Raw genomic sequence first — 18,292 nt, 5'->3', positions numbered from 1 at the left:
GTGAGCGGCGCCTTTTCTCATAGAATTCTAATGAAGGCCACCACGATTTCTCGTTTTCTTGTCGTATGATTTGAGTAGGAGGGATGCGTGCATGAAACGTGTAATGAAAACTATTGGAACAACGCTTTTCGCAATCGGACTTATAGGAATCGGACTTGCCGGATTCTTATTCTTCACTTCCCCCGGCCAATCTAGCTTGACACAACTATCGCTGGCGGCGATGGAAGTCGAACAGCAGATCGATCAAGTCGATACGACGTGGGATGAATGGGAAGATGAGTTAGAAAGACGGGTCGAGCAAGCGATTCCAGAAGGAGTTCGTCTGTTTTTTGCTGATTGATTTCGGGAAATGAATAACAATACGTCGAGCGAGTCGCTCGGCGTTTTTTTCAAAGGAGTGAGCGGGATGCAGACGATTCTCGTCGTAGAAGATGATTTGAAGATTGCACGATTGTTAGAGCTGGAGTTGAAGCATGCGGGATATGCCGTCGTCGTGGCCACGGACGGTCGTGGTGGTCTGGAGAGGGCGCTTGCCGATGACATCGACCTCGTCTTACTCGATATTATGTTGCCTCAGATGAGTGGACTTGAGGTGGTCCGTCGTCTGAAAGAAGAGCGACCTCTGGTGCCGGTTCTGATGGTGACAGCTCGAGGAGATCGCTACGATAAAGTGAGCGGTCTCGACCTCGGTGCAGACGACTACATCACGAAACCGTTTGAAATAGAAGAAGTGCTTGCCCGGATTCGAGCTTTTTTGCGCATGCGTCAGCTCGTTCATCAAGACCATTCTGAACTAGTGTTAACATATGAGACATTAACGATCGATGTGAATCGGCATGAAGTATATTGTGAAGGAAATAAAGTCGATTTGACACGTCGCGAATTTGATCTATTGGTTTTCTTTTTAGAACATCCTGAGCGTGTGCTGACACGTGATCAACTCGTCGAACAAGTATGGGGATTTGATTATTTCGGTGATACGAACGTCGTGGATGTATATGTCCGCTATGTTCGAAAAAAATTGACAGGTTCCTGGATTCAAACGGTCCGCGGTGTCGGCTATATGTTGAAGCGTGGTGAGTGACCGATGTTACGAACAAAAATCGCATGGGCGATGACAGGATTCATGTTGATTCTCCTTTTCATCTCGTTTGGTGTGACATGGTTCGTTGCCCGTCAAGAGATTGTGGATTCGCGCTTTGACGTGTTACTGCAAGCACTGAATATTTTAGAAGAAGATGTCCGGAATAGTGATGCCGTATTATCGCTCCATAAGGATAGTGTCGTATTGGAACGCCAAGAAAGCGGAGAGTGGGGAATCATCGGTGGAGAGGTACCGAATGGGACGACATTCCCCATCAATTATGGCGAGCCGGCACTTATTGATGACTGGTTTGTGGTCGCAACGACCGACGGCTTAGCGTTCGGCTTTCAAGATCGGGCCGTGAGCAACACGATTCAAGCACTCGCAACCATATTTCTTGTCATGTTTTTCCTTGCAGTCATATCGACATTCTTTGGAACGTGGTGGATTTTACGTCAAGGCTTGTCACCGTTACGACGATTGACAGACACGATGGAACGCATCACCAAATCCGGGAAGTTAGAGACGATCGAAGTGGATGACAGAAAGGATGAAGTGACGACACTCTCGCACGGATTCAATCATATGATCGAGCGGGTCGAAGGAACGATGGAGCAACAACGCCGTTTCGTCGCCGATGTTTCACATGAACTTAAAACACCGTTGACCGTCATCGAAGGCTATGCGAAGTTATTACAACGATGGGGACAAGAAGATGAGGGTGTGCGCAACGAAGCAATTGATCATATTTTGACGGAGTCACGAAAAATGCGAAATGACTTGATTGAACCCATGCTCGAATTGAATCGATTCACGGCACTCGATCAGGTCGACCGAGAAGAAATCGATTTAGCTGAACTCGGGGAATCGTTAACGGAACGTTTTTTACGGTCGCACGGCGTCCACCTCCCCATCGAAGCGACGGGCAGTTGGTTTGGTCATCGTGAGTCGTTACAACGGATTCTTGTCATTTTGATTGATAATAGTTTGAAGTATGCAGAGGAGACGACTCTTCATTTGAAGAGTGATCGGATTGAAGTACGTGATAGAGGACCAATCCTTTCAGATGAAATAAGAAATCGTCTGTTCGACCGATTTTATCGATTGGATGAAGCACGAGATCGAAGTGGAAGCGGTCTCGGTCTTGCGATTGCGAAAGAAGTGGCGAACTTGAATGAATGGACGATTGGAAGTATATCGAATGATCCCGATGGTAGTGTATTTTTCCTGACTCGATGATGAATGCTCCTTATTTTCTCATCAAATTTTAATGAAGCCTTAAATGCTCTCTCACGCACAAAGCTTATGATGAAAATAAGAAGAACGGAACACAACGAGGAGGAAATAACATGAAACGCATCGGCTGGATCATCGGAGCTTTACTTGGCGTCATGGCAATTGTAGGGATTGGATTTTATGTTAGTGGTAATCAGACGGACACGGTCATCGAGCCACAAGCAATCAACCAAACGAGCGGTAATCCATCAGCGGACAACTCAAGTGATTCCGCTACACCGGATGACTCGAGTAACGCATCAGATGATTCATCATCACAAGTGGAGGATGGGGACGACTATGCACTGTACGGTACACTCGTGAAGTTGTCGAAAGAGGATGTCACCATTAGCTTCAATGGAAAAGAATCCACATACCGTTTAGCAACCACACATGAAATCGACGATGACACGCCGCGAGTTGGGGACCGGGTCAAGCTCGAATTGAATCGAAATGATGAAGTGAAAGAAGTGGACCGTGAGAGTGGCGACGATGATGGGTACGTTTACGGCACACTCGTCAAACTCACGAGTCAAGAAGTTACGATTAATATCGATGGAACCGATAAAGCGTATCCACTAGCTGCACGTGCTGAAATTGATGACGACACACCGCGAGTCGGAGACTTCGTCAAACTTGAATTGAATCGAGAGGAAGCAGTCATTGAAGTAGATCGTGAATCAGAGGACGACCAGTATGAGCAAGATGATTCATCTAAAGATGAGCGAGAATACGACTGATGGAATGACTGAAAAGAACTAATCTCTTTTGATCGATTAGTTCTTTTTTGGTTGCTAGACGTTAAGTCAGAAAAAGGATGGAATTGCTTTAGGGGCATCATCAGAAACGTAATAATTCTGAAATCATCACAAAAATAGGTTATATGTTATGATGTACAAGAAAAATTTAGGGGTTTTTCACCTAATTGGGAATGGGAGGGGACATCAATGCGAGTGTGTTGGGGAATCTTTCTCAGTTGTATCTTGTTGAGTGGATGTGGTTCCGAGACGTTGAATGCGATTGAACTACGTCCTCTGTCTTCCTATCGAGTCGAGCAAGAACCTGAGATGTCATTATCAGAACAAACAAAAAAACAAATTCTTACATATTGCGAGCGTCAACCGACCGATGTCTTACCGAAGCGAAGAGCTAAGGTGGCAGAAGTAACATTCCATCACCCTTTATATGAAGTACTCGGATCTAAAACCGTAAAGTACTTTGCGACAGGGAATAAGCGATATATCACTTGTTCGAACAGCAATCAACTGATGGAGCGAACTTTTTCCGTAAAACCGATTCAAGAATTTGAAGCGCTCGACGAAGACTACTTTCGAGAGTCAGACGTGGTTTCGACGATTGAATTCGAACGCGTCGACGACATCAAACAAATCGTTAATGTATTCAACCTGAATGACAGTCATGAAGAGGTTATTTCGAATTCGGCTTTTCGCTACACGACACCAGATACGGGAGCGATTTATGTGACGTTCGAGACCGTCAGGAATGGACGCACACTCGACCCGATTATCGAGCCGAAACTCTTCCCGTTTAAAAGTGGAGAAAATGAAGGGTATGTCTTTTTGACGAGGCGAGCCGATAATCGGGTCGCACTTCGGTTTGGAGAAGAGTCATCGCCAAGACAACTCGTTCTTCCGAGTATGTATGAGGCTCCTTATATGAAAATTGATACAAAAGAAGAGGGGCTTTCTCTCGAAGGGGATCATCGTGAACTGATGAAGCGAATTATTTTATCAGATCAACCGATTGAGGGAGATGTGGCGAAACAGACTTCATTGGCACTGTCGAAAACATACGGCACTGTCCTTGAGATCTGGGGTCATGTCCGTCGCCCGGTGACAAATAAAATGTCGTCACGCCCGGCCGACGGAGAGACAAGGTTGGCCGTTTTCGAATCGGACGAAAATACCATTTGGTTAGACGGACCGAAGACCCAAGAATTGTTTGACGAGCTGTTTCACGTAAAGATGCGAGAGATGCCGACTACAGCCGTTCAGACCGGACAGTTACACCTGTATGAAGAATTGACGGAACAGTCATTTGACGTGTGGAAAACGGAAACGGAACTTTACTTGGTCGACGAAAAAACGTCCAGGTCATATGAATTACCTTCGAATGACTATTTCAAAGTCAATCAACCGTGAGGGTGTCTGACCTTTGACAAAATAGAAGTTGACTCTACCCATCTCTAGAGAGTTAGGGTACAATGCTCGAGAGAGAATGAGAGAGGAGTGAAGCAAGATGGGAAAAGTACATGTTTATGACCATCCTTTGATTCAGCACAAAATGACGATTATGCGTAAAGTCGAGACGGGGACGAAGCAGTTCCGTGAACTCGTCGACGAAGTTTCTTCACTTATGGCATACGAAATCACGCGCAGCCTACCCCTGACAGACGTAGAAATCGAGACACCGGTCTCTGTTTCGACTCAAAAAATGATTGCCGGCAAGAAATTGGGAATCGTCCCAATTTTACGTGCAGGACTTGGTATGGTGGATGGGTTCCTCAAAATGATGCCGAACGTAAAAGTCGGTCACATCGGTCTCTATCGCGATCCAGAAACACTTGAGCCACATGAATACTACTTGAAACTTCCGACAGACGTGACGGAACGCGACTTCATCGTCGTCGATCCGATGCTCGCAACAGGCGGTTCGGCTGCCGATGCTATCGCTTCACTTAAAAAGCACGGAGCGAAGTCCATCAAGTTGGCTTGTCTTTGTGCAGCACCGGAAGGCGTAGAACGTGTGCAAGCAGAACATCCGGATGTGGAGATTTATCTCGCGGCACTCGATGAAAAGTTAAATGATCACGGTTATATCGTTCCTGGACTTGGGGATGCGGGTGACCGTTTGTTTGGTACAAAATAATCTTGAATCTGATGAGAGGGTCCTAAGGATCCTCTTTTTTATCTAAAATTAGGCGATTCATCCCCGCTTCAAGTCGAAGCGGAACCTCGTCCAGTCCTACACGGCGAACATCCAGGGGGAAGTCCTAGCTCCCCGAGGTCTCGATCGTCGGTGACCGGCTCAAGCTCCCGAAGCTGAAATGGGTGCGGTTCGTCAATTCGAGACGGGTCGAGGGACGCATCCTGAGCGCGACGATCCGCCGCAACGCGTCAGGCAAGTACTTCGTCTCCTTGATTGTCGAACAGGATATCGAAACTTTTCCAAAACGGGATCCTCGGTCTGCACGAGTGGACCTGCCCGAATTGTGGCATCCACCACGACCGTGATGTGAACGCAGGACTCAATTTAAAAGAAGAAAGAGACCGTGAGTGGGGGCCGATGTCGGAGTGAGAAACAGAAAAGTATCGCGTTTCTGATGCTCGACATCGATGTGTCTAAGGTTTACAACGATACGTATGGTCATTTAGTGGGAGACGCTTGTATCAAGTGGATGGAAGACGAATGTTGGATAAAATTGATACATGAAAAGACGACATTCCCGGTTCAGTTCGGTTCAAACGGGATGTCGCCTTTTTGGTCTACTTATTGTTCAATCAATCCTTCTTGAATGAGGAAGTCGCGAGCAACTTTTTCTGGACGTTGTTTTTCGACGTCGGCAAGGTAGTTGAGTTCTTGCATCGTCTCGTCCGTAATTTTCCCGCTGAGTAAGTTCAATACGTCTGCGAGCTCAGGGTGCTCGGCGAGCGTCTCTTCACTGACGATCGGTACTGCGTAATAAGGTGGGAAGAATTGTTTGTCGTCCTCGAGGACGGTCAAGTCGAAGCGTTTGAGCAAGCCGTCGGTCGAGAAGCTGTCAATGGCATTGCTCTCATTGTTCATGAGGGCTGTATAGCGCAGTCCGCCGTCGACTGGTTTTACGTCTTGGAAGTTGAACGGATATGTTTCTTTCAAGCCGAGATATCCGTCTTCCCGATTCGAGAATTCAATCGTTGGTCCGAATACGAGTTCGTCACTCACTGCGGCGAGGTCGGAGACGGTTTTTAAATCATACGTGTCGACATCTTCTTGTTTGACGGCGATAGCGTACGTGTTATTGAAGCCGATTGGGTCGAGCGTACGGATGTCAAAGCGCTCGTTTACTTGTGTCACGACTTTGTCGTAGACGACGTCCGGGTCGTTCTCGACATCTTGTTTCAATACGTCGACGAACAGCGTGCCTGTATATTCGACGTACGTATCAATTTCGCCGGTCCGAAGGGCGCTGAAGGCGACCTGAGTTCCACCGAGGTTCAATTGACGTTTCACATCGAGATTAGTCCGGTCTTCAATCAAGTCCGCGACCATGTTACCGAGAATCAGTTGTTCGGTGAAGTTTTTCGAGCCGACGACAATCGTATCGTCTTCACGGGTGAAAGCGTAAATTGAACCGACGAGGAGAAGGGTGAACACCGTTGCGAGGACGATGAGTGGCTTCGTGACTTTCTTCGCCGAACGATGTGTCTTCTTCTTCATCCGGCCATCTGCGAGGACGATGCCGTTCGGTGCGACCTTGTACTCGATACGACTGACGATGAAGTCGATTAACAGTGCGAGTAGACCGGCTGGGATGGCACCAGCAAGAATTTGGTTGTTATCGACGGTCTGAATTCCGGCGAAGACGAGATAACCGAGACCACCGGCCCCGACGAACGCGGAGATGGTCATAAGACCGACGGCCGTGACGGCCGAAATGCGAATCCCAGCCATGATGATTGGGAGTGCGAGCGGGAGTTGAATTTTACTTAAAATCTGGCGGTCGGTCAGGCCGATTCCTTTGGCCGACTCGAGCGTGTCACCTGGAATGCTCGATAGTCCTGTGTACGTGTTCTTTACAATCGGGAGAAGCGAGTACAAGACGACCATGATGATAGCCGGTGTTGACCCGATGCCGATGAACGGGATAAGGAAACCGAGGAGCGCTAAACTTGGTACGGCTTGGACAACACTTGTCAGACCGAGAATCGGTTTCGCAAGTCGCGGAATCCGTAAGATAAGAATTCCGAGTGGTACCCCTAATAGGACTGCAAGCGAGACAGCGAACACCGTCAGTTGTAAGTGTTCAAGCAAGAGCGTTCCGATTTGGTTTGTATTGCTCGCGAAGTAATTGAAAAACGATTGAATGGCGTTCATAGTGTTCCCTCCTCTTGCATGAATTGCTCACTGAGGACGGAAAGCAAACTACTGCGTGTAATCAAACCGTGAAGCGTCGAACCGTCGACGACGGGGAGATAACCTTGGTCGCTCGTGTTCATGACGTCTAGAATGTCGAGGAGTGAGTCCTCAATTGAAACAAAAGCATAATTCACGTTCATGACTTCCTCGAGACGCTTCGTCTTGTCTTGAATGCCGTGGACATCTTTCAATTTGATGAGTCCTTGAAGTGTGCTGTCACGATCTGTAATCAAAAGGCTATCAACTTTACGTGAACGCATGATTTCAATTGCTTGAAGCACGGTCCGTTTCCCACTGATTGATACCGGGTCGGTAATCATGATGTCTTTCGCCTTAATAAATTCAGGGCTGTTCCAAATTCGATTCTTCCCGATGAACGACTCGACGTATTCATCTTGTGGATTCCGGAGTATTTGCTCCGGGGTATCGAACTGAACGATTTCTCCATCGCGCATAATACAAATACGATCGGCTAGCTTGATCGCCTCATCCATATCATGGGTAACGAATACAATCGTCTTTTTCACTTCTTCTTGTAGGTTGAACAGCTCTTCTTGCAGGTCATTCCGGGTCACAGGGTCGAGGGCACTGAACGGTTCATCCATTAAAATGACTTCAGGATCGTTCATAAGGGCGCGGGCAAATCCGATACGTTGTTGTTGACCGCCGCTCAACTCGCTTGGGTAGCGATCGATAAATTGATCTGGTTCAAGGCCGACCATGCGGAGTAGGTGTTCGGTGCGCGCATCCATTTCTTGCTCAGCGTGTCCCTCAATGCTAGCAATCAATTGGATGTTCTCGCGAATCGTCATGTGCGGAAAGAGGCCGGTTTGTTGAATGACATATCCCATCTGACGTCGGAGCTCGATAGAATCCATTTTCCGAGTGTCTTGCCCGTTGACGATGATCGTACCTTCTGTTGGCTCGATCAATCGGTTAATCATTTTGAGCGATGTCGTCTTTCCACAGCCAGACGGGCCGATGAAGACGACGAGTTCACCTTTGTTGATGGTGAGGCTCATCTCTTTCAAGACGGTCGTACTCTTGAACATTTTCTTCACTTGTTTAAACTCAATCATGCATTCACCCTTCTCAATAATTATTTTCACATAACCTTATATCAATTTGCCCTTTATTAGATGATTGTAAACATTATTTTTGAAAAAAACGTTTGAAAATCGAACAAAGCGGGGAAATATATTGTCTTTTGTTCAACAAAGACAAATCCTATATCGAATCCTTGAAGATGATATCGTACCGAACTCCTCGCCTAATCGGTTCACACTATCCATTCTTCAGATCCTTTAAAATTAAATGCGAGCATCAGTTAAGAAAGTCACAAAAAAGACACATATTTGGTGGCGCTTACATTGCAACCGTGACCATGCGAACTGTTGTTGTCCAATCATTCTAGATTAATGGGATGGGGGTTCGGGTGATTATACAAATGGAAATTAGCGTGAGGTTTGTCACTATAAATTATCCTTAAGCCCTCGACACGACAAAAAGATAATCGGTATACTGATACAGGAAGATGTAAACGATTTCAAAATCAGGGAAGCGTTTGTTTCAAAACCTTTTGTGAACGTAAGTCGTTTGGCATTGTAATTTCCAAAACGTGAAGGTATAACTGAACTATTCTTCATCTGATTCGTAATATGAAATGTTATAAAGTAAACATTTTTATTTCACCATTTCTTCATACTTTCTTGAAATTTGATGATTTTAATTTAGTTTATGAAGTGCGTAAAACTATTGATATGACTTGATTTAAAGCGCTTTTATAATTGTGAAATCCATTGACTTCTTATGCCATTTCTATTACTCTGAACTTGTGTGACTTTTGATGGTCACGCGAGTGTGAATTAGTGAAGAACAGAGGATCACGTAATGATCGAAAGGAGGATTCAGATGGCGAAAAAAGACAATCGTTATCTATCCTACGCCTCGCTCGCTTCACAAATCTCGACAGCACTTGCCGGACCGATCGTCATTGGTTATCTCGTCGGACAGTACGGCGAAAGACGTGAATTTTGGGGCACGTTTGGTTGGAATGTGTCGATTATCCTCGGACTCGTGTTCGGGATTACGGCGCTAGTTCTCACCCTTCGGAGTTTATTGACAGGAGAGGACGAATGAATACGATTCAAGCAGACAGAAAAGCACAGAAAGAATTGATGAAGCGTTATACGAAATGGTTTACCGTCTGGTTTGCGATTTTGTTGATTGGCGCCCTCATCATCCCGATGTATAAAACCGTATTTCTCGGGTTGTTCATCGGCGGGGTCGGAAGTCTCATTATTCTACATATGCAGAATCGAAGCGTCATTCGCATGTATGACGTCATCGAGCATGGACGACGACCAAAGTCGCATGGGACCGTTTCAAGAATGGCGGTCGGTGCGTTAGCAGTGATAGTCGGTCTTCTCTACGAGGATCGGGTGTCCGTCATCGCGGTGGTAACTGGTCTAATCGCCGGCCACATCATACAATTTGGCGAGTTTACACTTGCCCAGCTCAGCAGGAAAAGAGGTGAATATTAATGGGTCATGAGTTTCCCACATATTCTCTGCACTTTGGGGACTATACGTTATACGGGAGCTGGACGAACGTCATTACAGTGCTAATAGCAGCTTTACTCGTCTTCGCATTCGCCATCTGGGGGACAAGACGTTTGGCTATGAAGCCGACTGGCAAACAAAACTTCATGGAATTCTTCGCAGAGTTCGTACGTGGAATCATCGCAAGTGCGATGGACTGGAAGACAGGTGGCCGCTTTATCGGATTTGGGATGACGTTGATTTTGTTCATTCTCTTCTCAAACTTGATGGGTCTACCGTTTAACGTCATTTCCGGACACTATCTGTGGTTCAACTCACCGACGGCCGATCCTTACGTAACATTGGCGTTGTCGACACTCGTCGTTGCAATGTCGCACTATTATGGGGTGAAGCTACACGGGTTGAAACACTATTCGGCGGAGTTCGTGAAACCAGTCTGGTTCTTGCTTCCGATCAAATTGATTGAGGAGTTTGCAAACACGTTGACGCTCGGTTTGCGTCTATACGGTAACATCTTTGCCGGTGAAATCATGATTACCATCATCTTGGGACTCGCGATTACAGCCGAAGGAGCACTTAACCCACTCGGCGCAATCTTTGCGGTCTTCCCAATGATTCTATGGCAAGGTTTTTCAATCTTTATCGGGGTTATCCAATCCTACATTTTCCTGACGCTTGCAATGGTGTACATCGGGCACAAAGCTTCGGCCGAACATTAATTCGGACATCTCGCCAAAGCGTTACAATCAAATTATTTACTTAACTTTTAGGAGGAATATACACAATGGAACAACTCAATCTTCTCGCAACAGCACTTGTTATCGGACTTGGAGCACTCGCAGCTGGTATCGGTAACGGTTTGATCGTATACGGAACAGTACAAGGACAAGCACGTCAACCAGAACTTAAAAACGAACTTCGTCAAACGATGTTCATCGGTATCGGTTTGGTTGAGGCCCTCCCAATCATCGGTGTGGCTGTCGGTTTCCTTCTCCTCAACTCTTGATTTCGAGTTAACGAGAATAGCATAAGAGGGAGCACGTCTCCCTCACTTATTTAGTCAAGAGGAGGGTATGCATGGATACGATGATGATTGCAGCTGGTGCTGGCGGCGAAGGCCTCCGCATTCTGGATATGATCTTTACAATTTTCACATTCCTCGTACTCTTGGCCCTGTTGAAGAAATTTGCTTGGGGACCACTCCTTGGAATGATGAGACAGCGTGAAGAGTATGTAGCGAACGAAATTGAACTCGCTGAAAAGAGCCGCAAAGATGCGGAAAACTATGTCGTCGAACAACGTGATGCACTTAGTGCGGCACGTACAGAGTCAAAAGAAATGCTCGATGCAAGCCGTCGACAAGCAGAAGCGGAACAAGCACGCTTGGTGGAGCAGGCGCGTTTGGAATCCGAACAAATTAAAATCGAGGCAGAGAAAGCGATTGAGCGCGAGCGTGAGCTTGCGAAACAATCCCTTCAAACCGAAGTCGTCACACAGGCGCTCTCGGCAGCGCGCCACGTCCTTCAATCAGACCTTAAAGGCGATGAAGCGAAACAACGTGCCCTCGTCACAGACTTCCTGTCTAAAGCGAAAGGTGCGAACTGATGAACGCATCATTAGCAAAACGCTATGCCAAAGCGCTCTTCGACTTAGCGCGGGAACAAGGCACGCTCGACCAAGTCGAAGCGGAAGTGCGTCTGCTCGATGAAGTGCTCCACGCGACTCCTGAACTCATGGATCTCTTAACAAATCCGGCAGTCAGTGACAGCGAGCTTGCACAACTTTTAAAAGACAGCTTTGGTGATATGACGGCGATTGTCGTGAACACACTTCTCGTCATGGTCGAGAACGACCGTGCGGCAGAGGTTCGCGCATTGCCACGTTACGTCCGCGATTTCATCAACGACTACCGTGGGATTGCAGAGGGTATTGTCACAAGCGCCTACCCGTTGTCGGCAACAGACTTGAAAGACGTCGAACTCGTCTTTGGAGAGAAGCTTGGGAAGACGCTCCAATTGAAGAACGTCGTCGATGAAGAAGTCATCGGTGGACTCCGTGTCCAGGTCGGATACACGACGTACGATGATACGATCGAAACGAAACTTACACGCCTTGAGCGTGAATTGTTGAATGCGTAAGAAATAGGGGTGAATTCAATGACAATCAAAGCTGAAGAAATCAGCGCCCTGCTAAAAGAACGAATCGCTTCGTACGGTTCTGAAATCGAAGTCAGTGAGACAGGTACAGTCATTCAAGTAGGTGACGGTATCGCTCGTGCACACGGACTCGATAACGTTATGGCGGGGGAACTCGTAGAGTTCTCTAACGGCGTAATGGGCTTGGCGCAAAATTTAGAAGAAGGTAACGTCGGGATTATCATCCTTGGCGACTACAAAGGCATCAAAGAAGGCGACTCTGTCAAACGTACAGGTCGCATCATGGAAGTTCCAGTTGGTGAAGCACTCCTCGGACGTGTCGTGAACCCGCTCGGACAACCAATCGATGGTCAAGGACCAATCGTGACCGACAACTATAACCCGATTGAGCGTAAAGCTTATGGCGTTATGGCACGTAAATCAGTTCACGAACCACTTCAAACAGGAATTAAGGCGATTGACGCCCTCGTTCCAATCGGTCGTGGTCAGCGTGAGCTCATCATCGGTGACCGTCAAACAGGTAAAACATCGGTTGCGATCGATACAATCATCAACCAAAAAGAAGAAAATATGATTTGTATTTACGTTGCTATCGGTCAGAAAGAATCGACTGTACGTGGCGTAGTAGAGACGCTTCGTCAAAACGGCGCGCTCGACTATACAATCGTTGTTTCGGCATCGGCATCACAGCCGGCACCACTTCTTTACCTCGCACCATTCGCAGGGGTATCGATGGGTGAGTACTTCATGGACCGTGGACAACACGTCCTCGTCGTATATGATGATCTCTCGAAACAAGCGGCAGCTTACCGTGAGCTCTCGCTACTTCTCCGCCGTCCTCCAGGCCGCGAAGCCTACCCAGGGGATGTCTTCTACCTCCACTCACGCCTTCTTGAGCGTGCGGCGAAGTTGAACGACGAACTCGGCGGTGGTTCATTGACAGCACTTCCGTTCATCGAGACACAAGCATCGGATATCTCAGCATATATTCCGACAAACGTTATTTCGATCACGGATGGTCAGATTTTCCTTCAGTCGGACCTCTTCTTCTCTGGGGTACGTCCAGCGATTAACGCCGGTCTTTCAGTATCACGTGTTGGTGGTTCGGCTCAGGTGAAGGCGATGAAGAAAGTTGCTGGTACACTTCGTCTTGACCTCGCATCATACCGTGAGCTTGAAGCGTTCGCACAGTTCGGGTCAGATCTCGATAAAGCGACGCAAGCAAAGTTGAACCGTGGTCAGCGTACGGTTGAAGTCTTGAAACAAGACTTGAACGAACCGCTTTCAGTAGACAAGCAAGTTATCATCATCTACGCACTCACGAAAGGTCATCTCGATGACATCCCAGTCGAAGACATTCGTCGTTTTGAAACAGAAATGAACGCATGGCTCGACCAAAACCGTAAAGACCTCTGCCGTGAAATCCGTCAGACAGGAAACCTTCCTTCAGACGAGGCAATGGTCGATGCAATTACGGAATTCAAAAAGACGTTCTCGCCATCGGTTTAATCCGGTGACGAGCGTCTATTAAGGTGGTGAATCGAAATGGCATCATTACGTGAGATCCAGATGCGGATCACCTCGACCCAAAGCACGAAGCAAATCACGAAAGCGATGAACATGGTGTCGGCGTCGAAGTTGAACCGGGCCCAAGGGAACAACGCCAACTTCAAACCGTACATGGAAAAGTTGGAAGAAGTCATCTCGTCGATCGCCGGTGGTACATCAGGCGCGACACACCCGATGCTTCAAGTACGTCCCGTCAAACGGACTGGTTATATCGTCATCACGTCAGACCGTGGACTCGCAGGCGGATATAACGCCAGTGTCTTGCGTGACGTGTACCGTGAACTGAAAGACAAGCACGCATCAACAGATGAGTATCGTCTTTATGTAATCGGAAAAGTCGGTGTCCAGTTCTTCAAGTCACGCAACATTCCGGTGTATAGCGCGATGACAGGGCTAAACGACCAACCAACTTTTGTTGAAGTCACAGAAATCGTCAAGCAGACGGTTGGTGCCTTCAGCGAGAGCGAGATTGATGAATTGAAGCTCTGCTTCAACTCATTCATCTCGGTCATCAGCCAAGAAGTGAAGATTCAACAATTGCTCCCGCTCGGGGATATCGAACAGTCCGCATCCAATGTGATGTATGAATACGAACCAGAAGAAGAAACGATCTTAGCGGCGCTCCTCCCACGTTATGCGGAAGGACTCATCTACGGCGCATTGCTCGATGCGAAAGTATCAGAGCACGCAGCCCGGATGACGGCGATGTCGAATGCGACGGATAATGCGGATGAGCTCATTCGCGGACTCAAACTCAAATTCAACCGCGCGCGTCAAGCAGCGATCACACAAGAAATCACAGAGATTGTCGGAGGTGCGGCGGCGCTGGAATAAGCGCGCGCCCTCTAGATTGTAGGAGGCTAACACGATGAACGAATACGGCATGAAAGGCCGCGTAGTCGCAGTCATGGGCCCAGTTATCGACGTGAAGTTCGACAACCACTTACCGAACATCTACAATGCTCTCAAAGTCACTCACGTGGCAGCGACGGCTGAAGATGTTAGTGTCGACTTGACGCTCGAAGTAGCTGTTCACCTTGGTGACGACACGGTCCGTACGATTGCGATGGACTCAACTGACGGCGTTCGCCGCGGTATGGAAGTACTTGACTTAGGCTCACCGATTTCGGTACCGGTTGGAGAAATGACACTTGGACGTGTCTTCAACGTTCTTGGTAACCCAATCGATGATAAAGAAGTGGCAGCTGACGTGCTTCGTGCACCGATTCACCGTCAAGCGCCAACATTCGACGAATTGTCAACGAAAGTTGAAATCCTTGAAACAGGGATCAAAGTCGTCGACCTTCTCGCACCATACATCAAAGGTGGTAAAATCGGACTCTTCGGTGGTGCCGGTGTAGGGAAGACCGTCCTCATCCAGGAACTCATCAACAACATCGCGCAAGAGCACAGCGGGATTTCTGTATTCGCAGGAGTCGGTGAGCGTACACGTGAAGGAAATGACTTGTTCCACGAGATGACGGACTCAGGAGTTATCAAGCAAACAGCGATGGTATTCGGGCAGATGAACGAACCACCAGGCGCACGTCTTCGTGTTGCCTTGACTGGTTTGACAATGGCGGAATACTTCCGTGACGAGCAGGGACAAGACGTTCTTCTCTTCGTCGATAACATTTTCCGTTTCACACAAGCAGGTTCGGAAGTTTCGGCCCTTCTCGGACGTATGCCATCGGCGGTAGGTTACCAGCCGACACTTGCTACTGAAATGGGTATGCTTCAAGAACGGATTACATCGACTGCCAAAGGATCAGTTACATCGATTCAAGCGGTATATGTACCGGCCGATGACTATACGGACCCGGCTCCAGCGACAACGTTCGCTCACCTTGATGCAACAACGAACCTTGAGCGTCGTCTTTCAGAGATGGGGATTTACCCAGCCGTTGACCCACTCGCTTCAACATCACGTGCCCTTTCACCTGACATCGTCGGAAAAGAGCATTATGCGGTAGCACGTGACGTGCAGCAGACGCTTCAACGCTATAAAGAACTTCAAGACATCATCGCAATCCTTGGGATGGACGAGTTGTCTGAAGACGATAAACTCACGGTTCACCGTGCACGTCGTATTCAGTTCTTCTTATCACAAAACTTCCACGTGGCTGAGCAGTTTACAGGCCAAAAAGGTTCGTACGTACCAGTCAAAGAGACAGTTCGTGGCTTCAAAGAGATCCTCGAAGGTAAACACGATGATCTCCCTGAAGATGCATTCCGTCTCGTCGGTCCAATCGAAGACGTCATCGAAAAAGCGAAGACGTTGGTCTAAGACCTACGCGGAAGGGGGAAACTAGACGATGAATACTGTTCACGTCAACGTCGTCACCCCAGATGGTGCAGCCTTTGAAGGGGACGCACGAATGGTCATCGCCAAATCGGTCACTGGTGAGCTTGGTATTTTACCGAAGCACATCCCGATGGTGACACCACTCGACGTCTCAGTCCTCAAACTGCGCCACGAAGATGGTGGACGCACGCTGATCGCAATCAGCGGTGGTTTCATGGAAGTTCGTCCCGATACGGTGACGATCTTAGCTGAAACAGCCGAAATGGCGGATAAGATTGACTATGACCGCGCTTCTGCGGCGAAAGTTCGGGCCGAGCGTCGTCTTCAAGACTCAAAGCTCTCAGAACTCGAATTCCGTCGTGCGGAGCTTGCGCTTAAAAAAGCGATCAACCGCTTGAGCATTCGCGATATCAATGAATAATCATGACTCTCACACGAAAGTGTGGGAGTTTTTTTGGTTCGTGTAAAAGATGGGTCTTTTGTCGTGCTTCTAAATGACATGACTAGTATAAAATATATAGGAGAAGACCGATAATAAGAGTGGGAATGATTGCAAAGGAGATTAAAAGATGAAAGTTTACGTTGCGCGACAACCGATTTTTGATCAACAATTACGTGTTTGCGGCTATGAATTGTTATATCGCCGCAGCGAAAATAATATCTTTGAAAATGTCGATGATTCGTTAGCGACGGCCGATGTCATCCATAACGCATATCTCGTCTTTAATTTTCGGGAGTTGACGGAGGGGACACGTGCATTTATCAACTTTCCTCAGACGCTGATTGAAGGAGAAGTGCCGTCACTGCTACCTCGTCAATCACTCGTCATTGAAGTGCTCGAACATGTCGAACCGACTGAAAAAGTTTTACATGCTCTTCGTTCATTGAGACGTCAAGGGTATACGATTGCACTTGATGATTTCGTGTTTGAGGAGAAGTATCGGCCATTGATTGGATTGGCCGACATCATCAAAATCGATTATCAAGCGACACCAGTGGATCAACAACAAAAATTGATTGATGCACTTGGACATCGGGTTGAATTTTTAGCGGAAAAAATCGAGACACCGGCAGAGTACGAGATTGCGAAACGATTAGGTTATAAAATGTTTCAAGGCTACTTCTTCAGTCGTCCGATTGTTGTTCACGGGGCTGAAGTTCATCCGTTACGTCATACGCTCATTAAAATGTTAAAAGAGCTCGATCGTCCGGAACCGAGTTTCCAGCGCATTTCAGCGCAAATCGAGCGAAGTGTCGACTTATCCTATAAGATGCTCCGTACGGTCAATACGGTGTATCAAAAAGGTCGTCGCACGATTCAATCGATCGAACAAGCCGTCGCGCGAATCGGATTGGATGAGTTGAAGCGGTGGTCGTATTTGATGTTACTTCGGGAGATGCAAACGTCTGAGTCAAAAGAATTAATTAAACAGAGCGTTATTCGTGGCAAGATGATGGAATTGATTGCAGAGGATACATTAGATGATGTATCACCGTTTGATGCGTTTATTACCGGGATTTTCTCATCACTCGATGTCATTTTGGATGAATCGATGCAAGCGTTGATTGTGGAGTTGCCGGTAGCGCCTTTTGTGAAGGCTGCGCTCCTTGGGGAACAGAATGGGTTACGAGTGTTACTCGAAGAAGTCATCGCCTATGAAAAGTTGACAATTCCTATTCATAACACAAATTCAGATTGGTCTCAATATTATGTCGAAGCAATTCGTTGGTCACGTAGCCTTGACGAATCCGATAAATGATGTTTGAAATATATGAGGGGCGTCAATTAATGTAGTAAGACCTTACTGCTGATGACGTCCTTTTTGGTGTGCTTGTAGAGAAAGTGAGTTGGTCGAATGGTTCAAACCGCTCGAAGCTTGAGACACTGAGTCTTTTTTTCTCTAACATGACATGATATGATTAAAAATGGTACGAATTTTAGAAAAGAGGGGAATCGTCGATGATCAATACCGTATTTTCGCTAGCGATTTACGTTATAGCGATTTACGTCGCTTGGTGGGCGCTCTTACCCGTCAAATGGGATAAGTTGCTCAATCAAGTGAAGAGTCCGCAAGCAGCAGTTTTGCGTGTTCTCGTAGCTGTCGTCTTCGGTTCACTGATTGCCCAGTTCTTTTTGGAGTATATCCGATTGGCGCAGGCGCTCGCACCTATACAGTAGTCGCACAATATTTAACAAACTGTA

General features: G+C 47.3%; 22 protein-coding genes and 1 pseudogene. 21 read left to right on the top strand and 2 right to left on the bottom strand.

The features are described from left to right. Positions 1-91: 91 nt before the first annotated feature. The 9 genes and pseudogenes from KNO98_RS07080 (at position 92) to KNO98_RS07045 (ending at position 5,894) form a co-directional block, all read left to right on the top strand. Positions 92-340, top strand: a complete 249-nt coding sequence (locus tag KNO98_RS07080; RefSeq protein ID WP_026825081.1) for a hypothetical protein — start codon at positions 92-94, stop codon at positions 338-340. 66 nt (positions 341-406) lie between these two features. Further along, the gene (locus KNO98_RS07075; RefSeq protein ID WP_214700178.1) at positions 407-1,084 is read left to right on the top strand and encodes a response regulator transcription factor; all 678 of its coding nucleotides are present in this window, start codon (positions 407-409) and stop codon (positions 1,082-1,084) included. A 3-nt stretch (positions 1,085-1,087) separates the two neighbouring features. Beyond that, the gene (locus KNO98_RS07070; protein ID WP_214700176.1) at positions 1,088-2,323 is read left to right on the top strand and encodes a sensor histidine kinase; all 1,236 of its coding nucleotides are present in this window, start codon (positions 1,088-1,090) and stop codon (positions 2,321-2,323) included. A gap of 110 nt (positions 2,324-2,433) precedes the next feature. Next, entirely contained in the window at positions 2,434-3,099 is a 666-nt protein-coding gene (locus KNO98_RS07065; protein WP_214700175.1) for a hypothetical protein, read from the top strand. A gap of 207 nt (positions 3,100-3,306) precedes the next feature. After that, positions 3,307-4,521 (top strand): hypothetical protein, encoded by a 1,215-nt coding sequence (locus tag KNO98_RS07060; RefSeq protein ID WP_214700173.1) that lies wholly within the window; start codon positions 3,307-3,309, stop codon positions 4,519-4,521. A gap of 97 nt (positions 4,522-4,618) precedes the next feature. Further along, positions 4,619-5,248 (top strand): uracil phosphoribosyltransferase, encoded by a 630-nt coding sequence (gene upp, locus KNO98_RS07055; RefSeq protein ID WP_026825086.1) that lies wholly within the window; start codon positions 4,619-4,621, stop codon positions 5,246-5,248. A gap of 61 nt (positions 5,249-5,309) precedes the next feature. Next, positions 5,310-5,553, top strand: a pseudogene (locus tag KNO98_RS14700) (IS200/IS605 family element RNA-guided endonuclease TnpB); the annotation flags it as partial. Further along, a complete protein-coding gene (locus tag KNO98_RS14825; RefSeq protein ID WP_214700171.1) occupies positions 5,522-5,677 on the top strand; it encodes a zinc ribbon domain-containing protein in 156 nt (51 codons plus the stop codon). The pseudogene KNO98_RS14700 and the gene KNO98_RS14825, both read left to right, overlap by 32 nt. Further along, positions 5,652-5,894, top strand: coding sequence for a diguanylate cyclase (locus KNO98_RS07045; protein WP_353047748.1), 243 nt, complete (start codon positions 5,652-5,654; stop codon positions 5,892-5,894). Before KNO98_RS14825 ends, KNO98_RS07045 begins: the two co-directional genes overlap by 26 nt. Here KNO98_RS07045 and KNO98_RS07040 read toward each other — a convergent pair. Together KNO98_RS07040 and KNO98_RS07035 are read right to left on the bottom strand one after the other, a co-directional pair. Continuing rightward, positions 5,870-7,456, bottom strand: coding sequence for an ABC transporter permease/substrate-binding protein (locus tag KNO98_RS07040; protein WP_214700169.1), 1,587 nt, complete (start codon positions 7,454-7,456; stop codon positions 5,870-5,872). The genes KNO98_RS07045 and KNO98_RS07040 overlap by 25 nt on opposite strands. Further along, complete coding sequence (locus tag KNO98_RS07035) at positions 7,453-8,577, bottom strand: ABC transporter ATP-binding protein (protein WP_214700167.1); 1,125 nt, start codon at positions 8,575-8,577, stop codon at positions 7,453-7,455. Before KNO98_RS07035 ends, KNO98_RS07040 begins: the two co-directional genes overlap by 4 nt. A gap of 832 nt (positions 8,578-9,409) precedes the next feature. On the opposite strand from KNO98_RS07035, the gene KNO98_RS07030 reads away from it, so the two are divergent. The 12 genes from KNO98_RS07030 to KNO98_RS06975 all read left to right on the top strand — a co-directional run bounded on the left by KNO98_RS07030 (position 9,410) and on the right by KNO98_RS06975 (position 18,268). Beyond that, positions 9,410-9,637, top strand: a complete 228-nt coding sequence (locus KNO98_RS07030; RefSeq protein ID WP_026825087.1) for a hypothetical protein — start codon at positions 9,410-9,412, stop codon at positions 9,635-9,637. Further along, the gene (locus tag KNO98_RS07025) at positions 9,634-10,041 is read left to right on the top strand and encodes an ATP synthase subunit I (protein WP_214700165.1); all 408 of its coding nucleotides are present in this window, start codon (positions 9,634-9,636) and stop codon (positions 10,039-10,041) included. Before KNO98_RS07030 ends, KNO98_RS07025 begins: the two co-directional genes overlap by 4 nt. Continuing rightward, the gene (atpB, locus tag KNO98_RS07020) at positions 10,041-10,778 is read left to right on the top strand and encodes a F0F1 ATP synthase subunit A (RefSeq protein WP_026825089.1); all 738 of its coding nucleotides are present in this window, start codon (positions 10,041-10,043) and stop codon (positions 10,776-10,778) included. Before KNO98_RS07025 ends, atpB begins: the two co-directional genes overlap by 1 nt. Before the next feature lie 65 nt (positions 10,779-10,843). Next, positions 10,844-11,065: a F0F1 ATP synthase subunit C gene (gene atpE / locus KNO98_RS07015; RefSeq protein ID WP_012727360.1), complete on the top strand. Its 222-nt coding sequence runs from the start codon at positions 10,844-10,846 to the stop codon at positions 11,063-11,065. Between the two features lie 71 nt (positions 11,066-11,136). Next, on the top strand, positions 11,137-11,664 hold the full coding sequence (atpF, locus tag KNO98_RS07010; RefSeq protein ID WP_026825090.1) for a F0F1 ATP synthase subunit B: 528 nt from the start codon (positions 11,137-11,139) through the stop codon (positions 11,662-11,664). Continuing rightward, positions 11,664-12,197 (top strand): F0F1 ATP synthase subunit delta, encoded by a 534-nt coding sequence (locus KNO98_RS07005; RefSeq protein WP_214700163.1) that lies wholly within the window; start codon positions 11,664-11,666, stop codon positions 12,195-12,197. Before atpF ends, KNO98_RS07005 begins: the two co-directional genes overlap by 1 nt. Positions 12,198-12,215: 18 nt before the next feature. After that, positions 12,216-13,724, top strand: coding sequence for a F0F1 ATP synthase subunit alpha (atpA, locus tag KNO98_RS07000; RefSeq protein ID WP_026825092.1), 1,509 nt, complete (start codon positions 12,216-12,218; stop codon positions 13,722-13,724). Between the two features lie 36 nt (positions 13,725-13,760). Beyond that, positions 13,761-14,618, top strand: a complete 858-nt coding sequence (atpG, locus tag KNO98_RS06995) for an ATP synthase F1 subunit gamma (protein ID WP_026825093.1) — start codon at positions 13,761-13,763, stop codon at positions 14,616-14,618. 49 nt (positions 14,619-14,667) lie between these two features. Then, positions 14,668-16,071 carry a F0F1 ATP synthase subunit beta gene (gene atpD / locus KNO98_RS06990; RefSeq protein WP_371742778.1) on the top strand — a complete coding sequence of 468 codons (1,404 nt, stop codon included), beginning with the start codon at positions 14,668-14,670 and terminating at the stop codon, positions 16,069-16,071. 28 nt (positions 16,072-16,099) lie between these two features. Continuing rightward, positions 16,100-16,510: a F0F1 ATP synthase subunit epsilon gene (locus KNO98_RS06985; protein WP_026825095.1), complete on the top strand. Its 411-nt coding sequence runs from the start codon at positions 16,100-16,102 to the stop codon at positions 16,508-16,510. 148 nt (positions 16,511-16,658) lie between these two features. Beyond that, positions 16,659-17,849: an EAL and HDOD domain-containing protein gene (locus KNO98_RS06980; RefSeq protein ID WP_214700161.1), complete on the top strand. Its 1,191-nt coding sequence runs from the start codon at positions 16,659-16,661 to the stop codon at positions 17,847-17,849. Between the two features lie 200 nt (positions 17,850-18,049). Further along, the gene (locus KNO98_RS06975; protein WP_084483563.1) at positions 18,050-18,268 is read left to right on the top strand and encodes a DUF1146 family protein; all 219 of its coding nucleotides are present in this window, start codon (positions 18,050-18,052) and stop codon (positions 18,266-18,268) included. The last annotated feature ends 24 nt before the right edge of the window (positions 18,269-18,292 follow it).

It is taken from the genome of Exiguobacterium sp. s57, assembly GCF_018617685.1.
Lineage (GTDB): Bacteria > Bacillota > Bacilli > Exiguobacteriales > Exiguobacteriaceae > Exiguobacterium > Exiguobacterium marinum.
The sequence above is the reverse complement of the archived record's forward strand: the minus strand, read 5'-3'. Positions and strand labels throughout refer to the sequence as shown.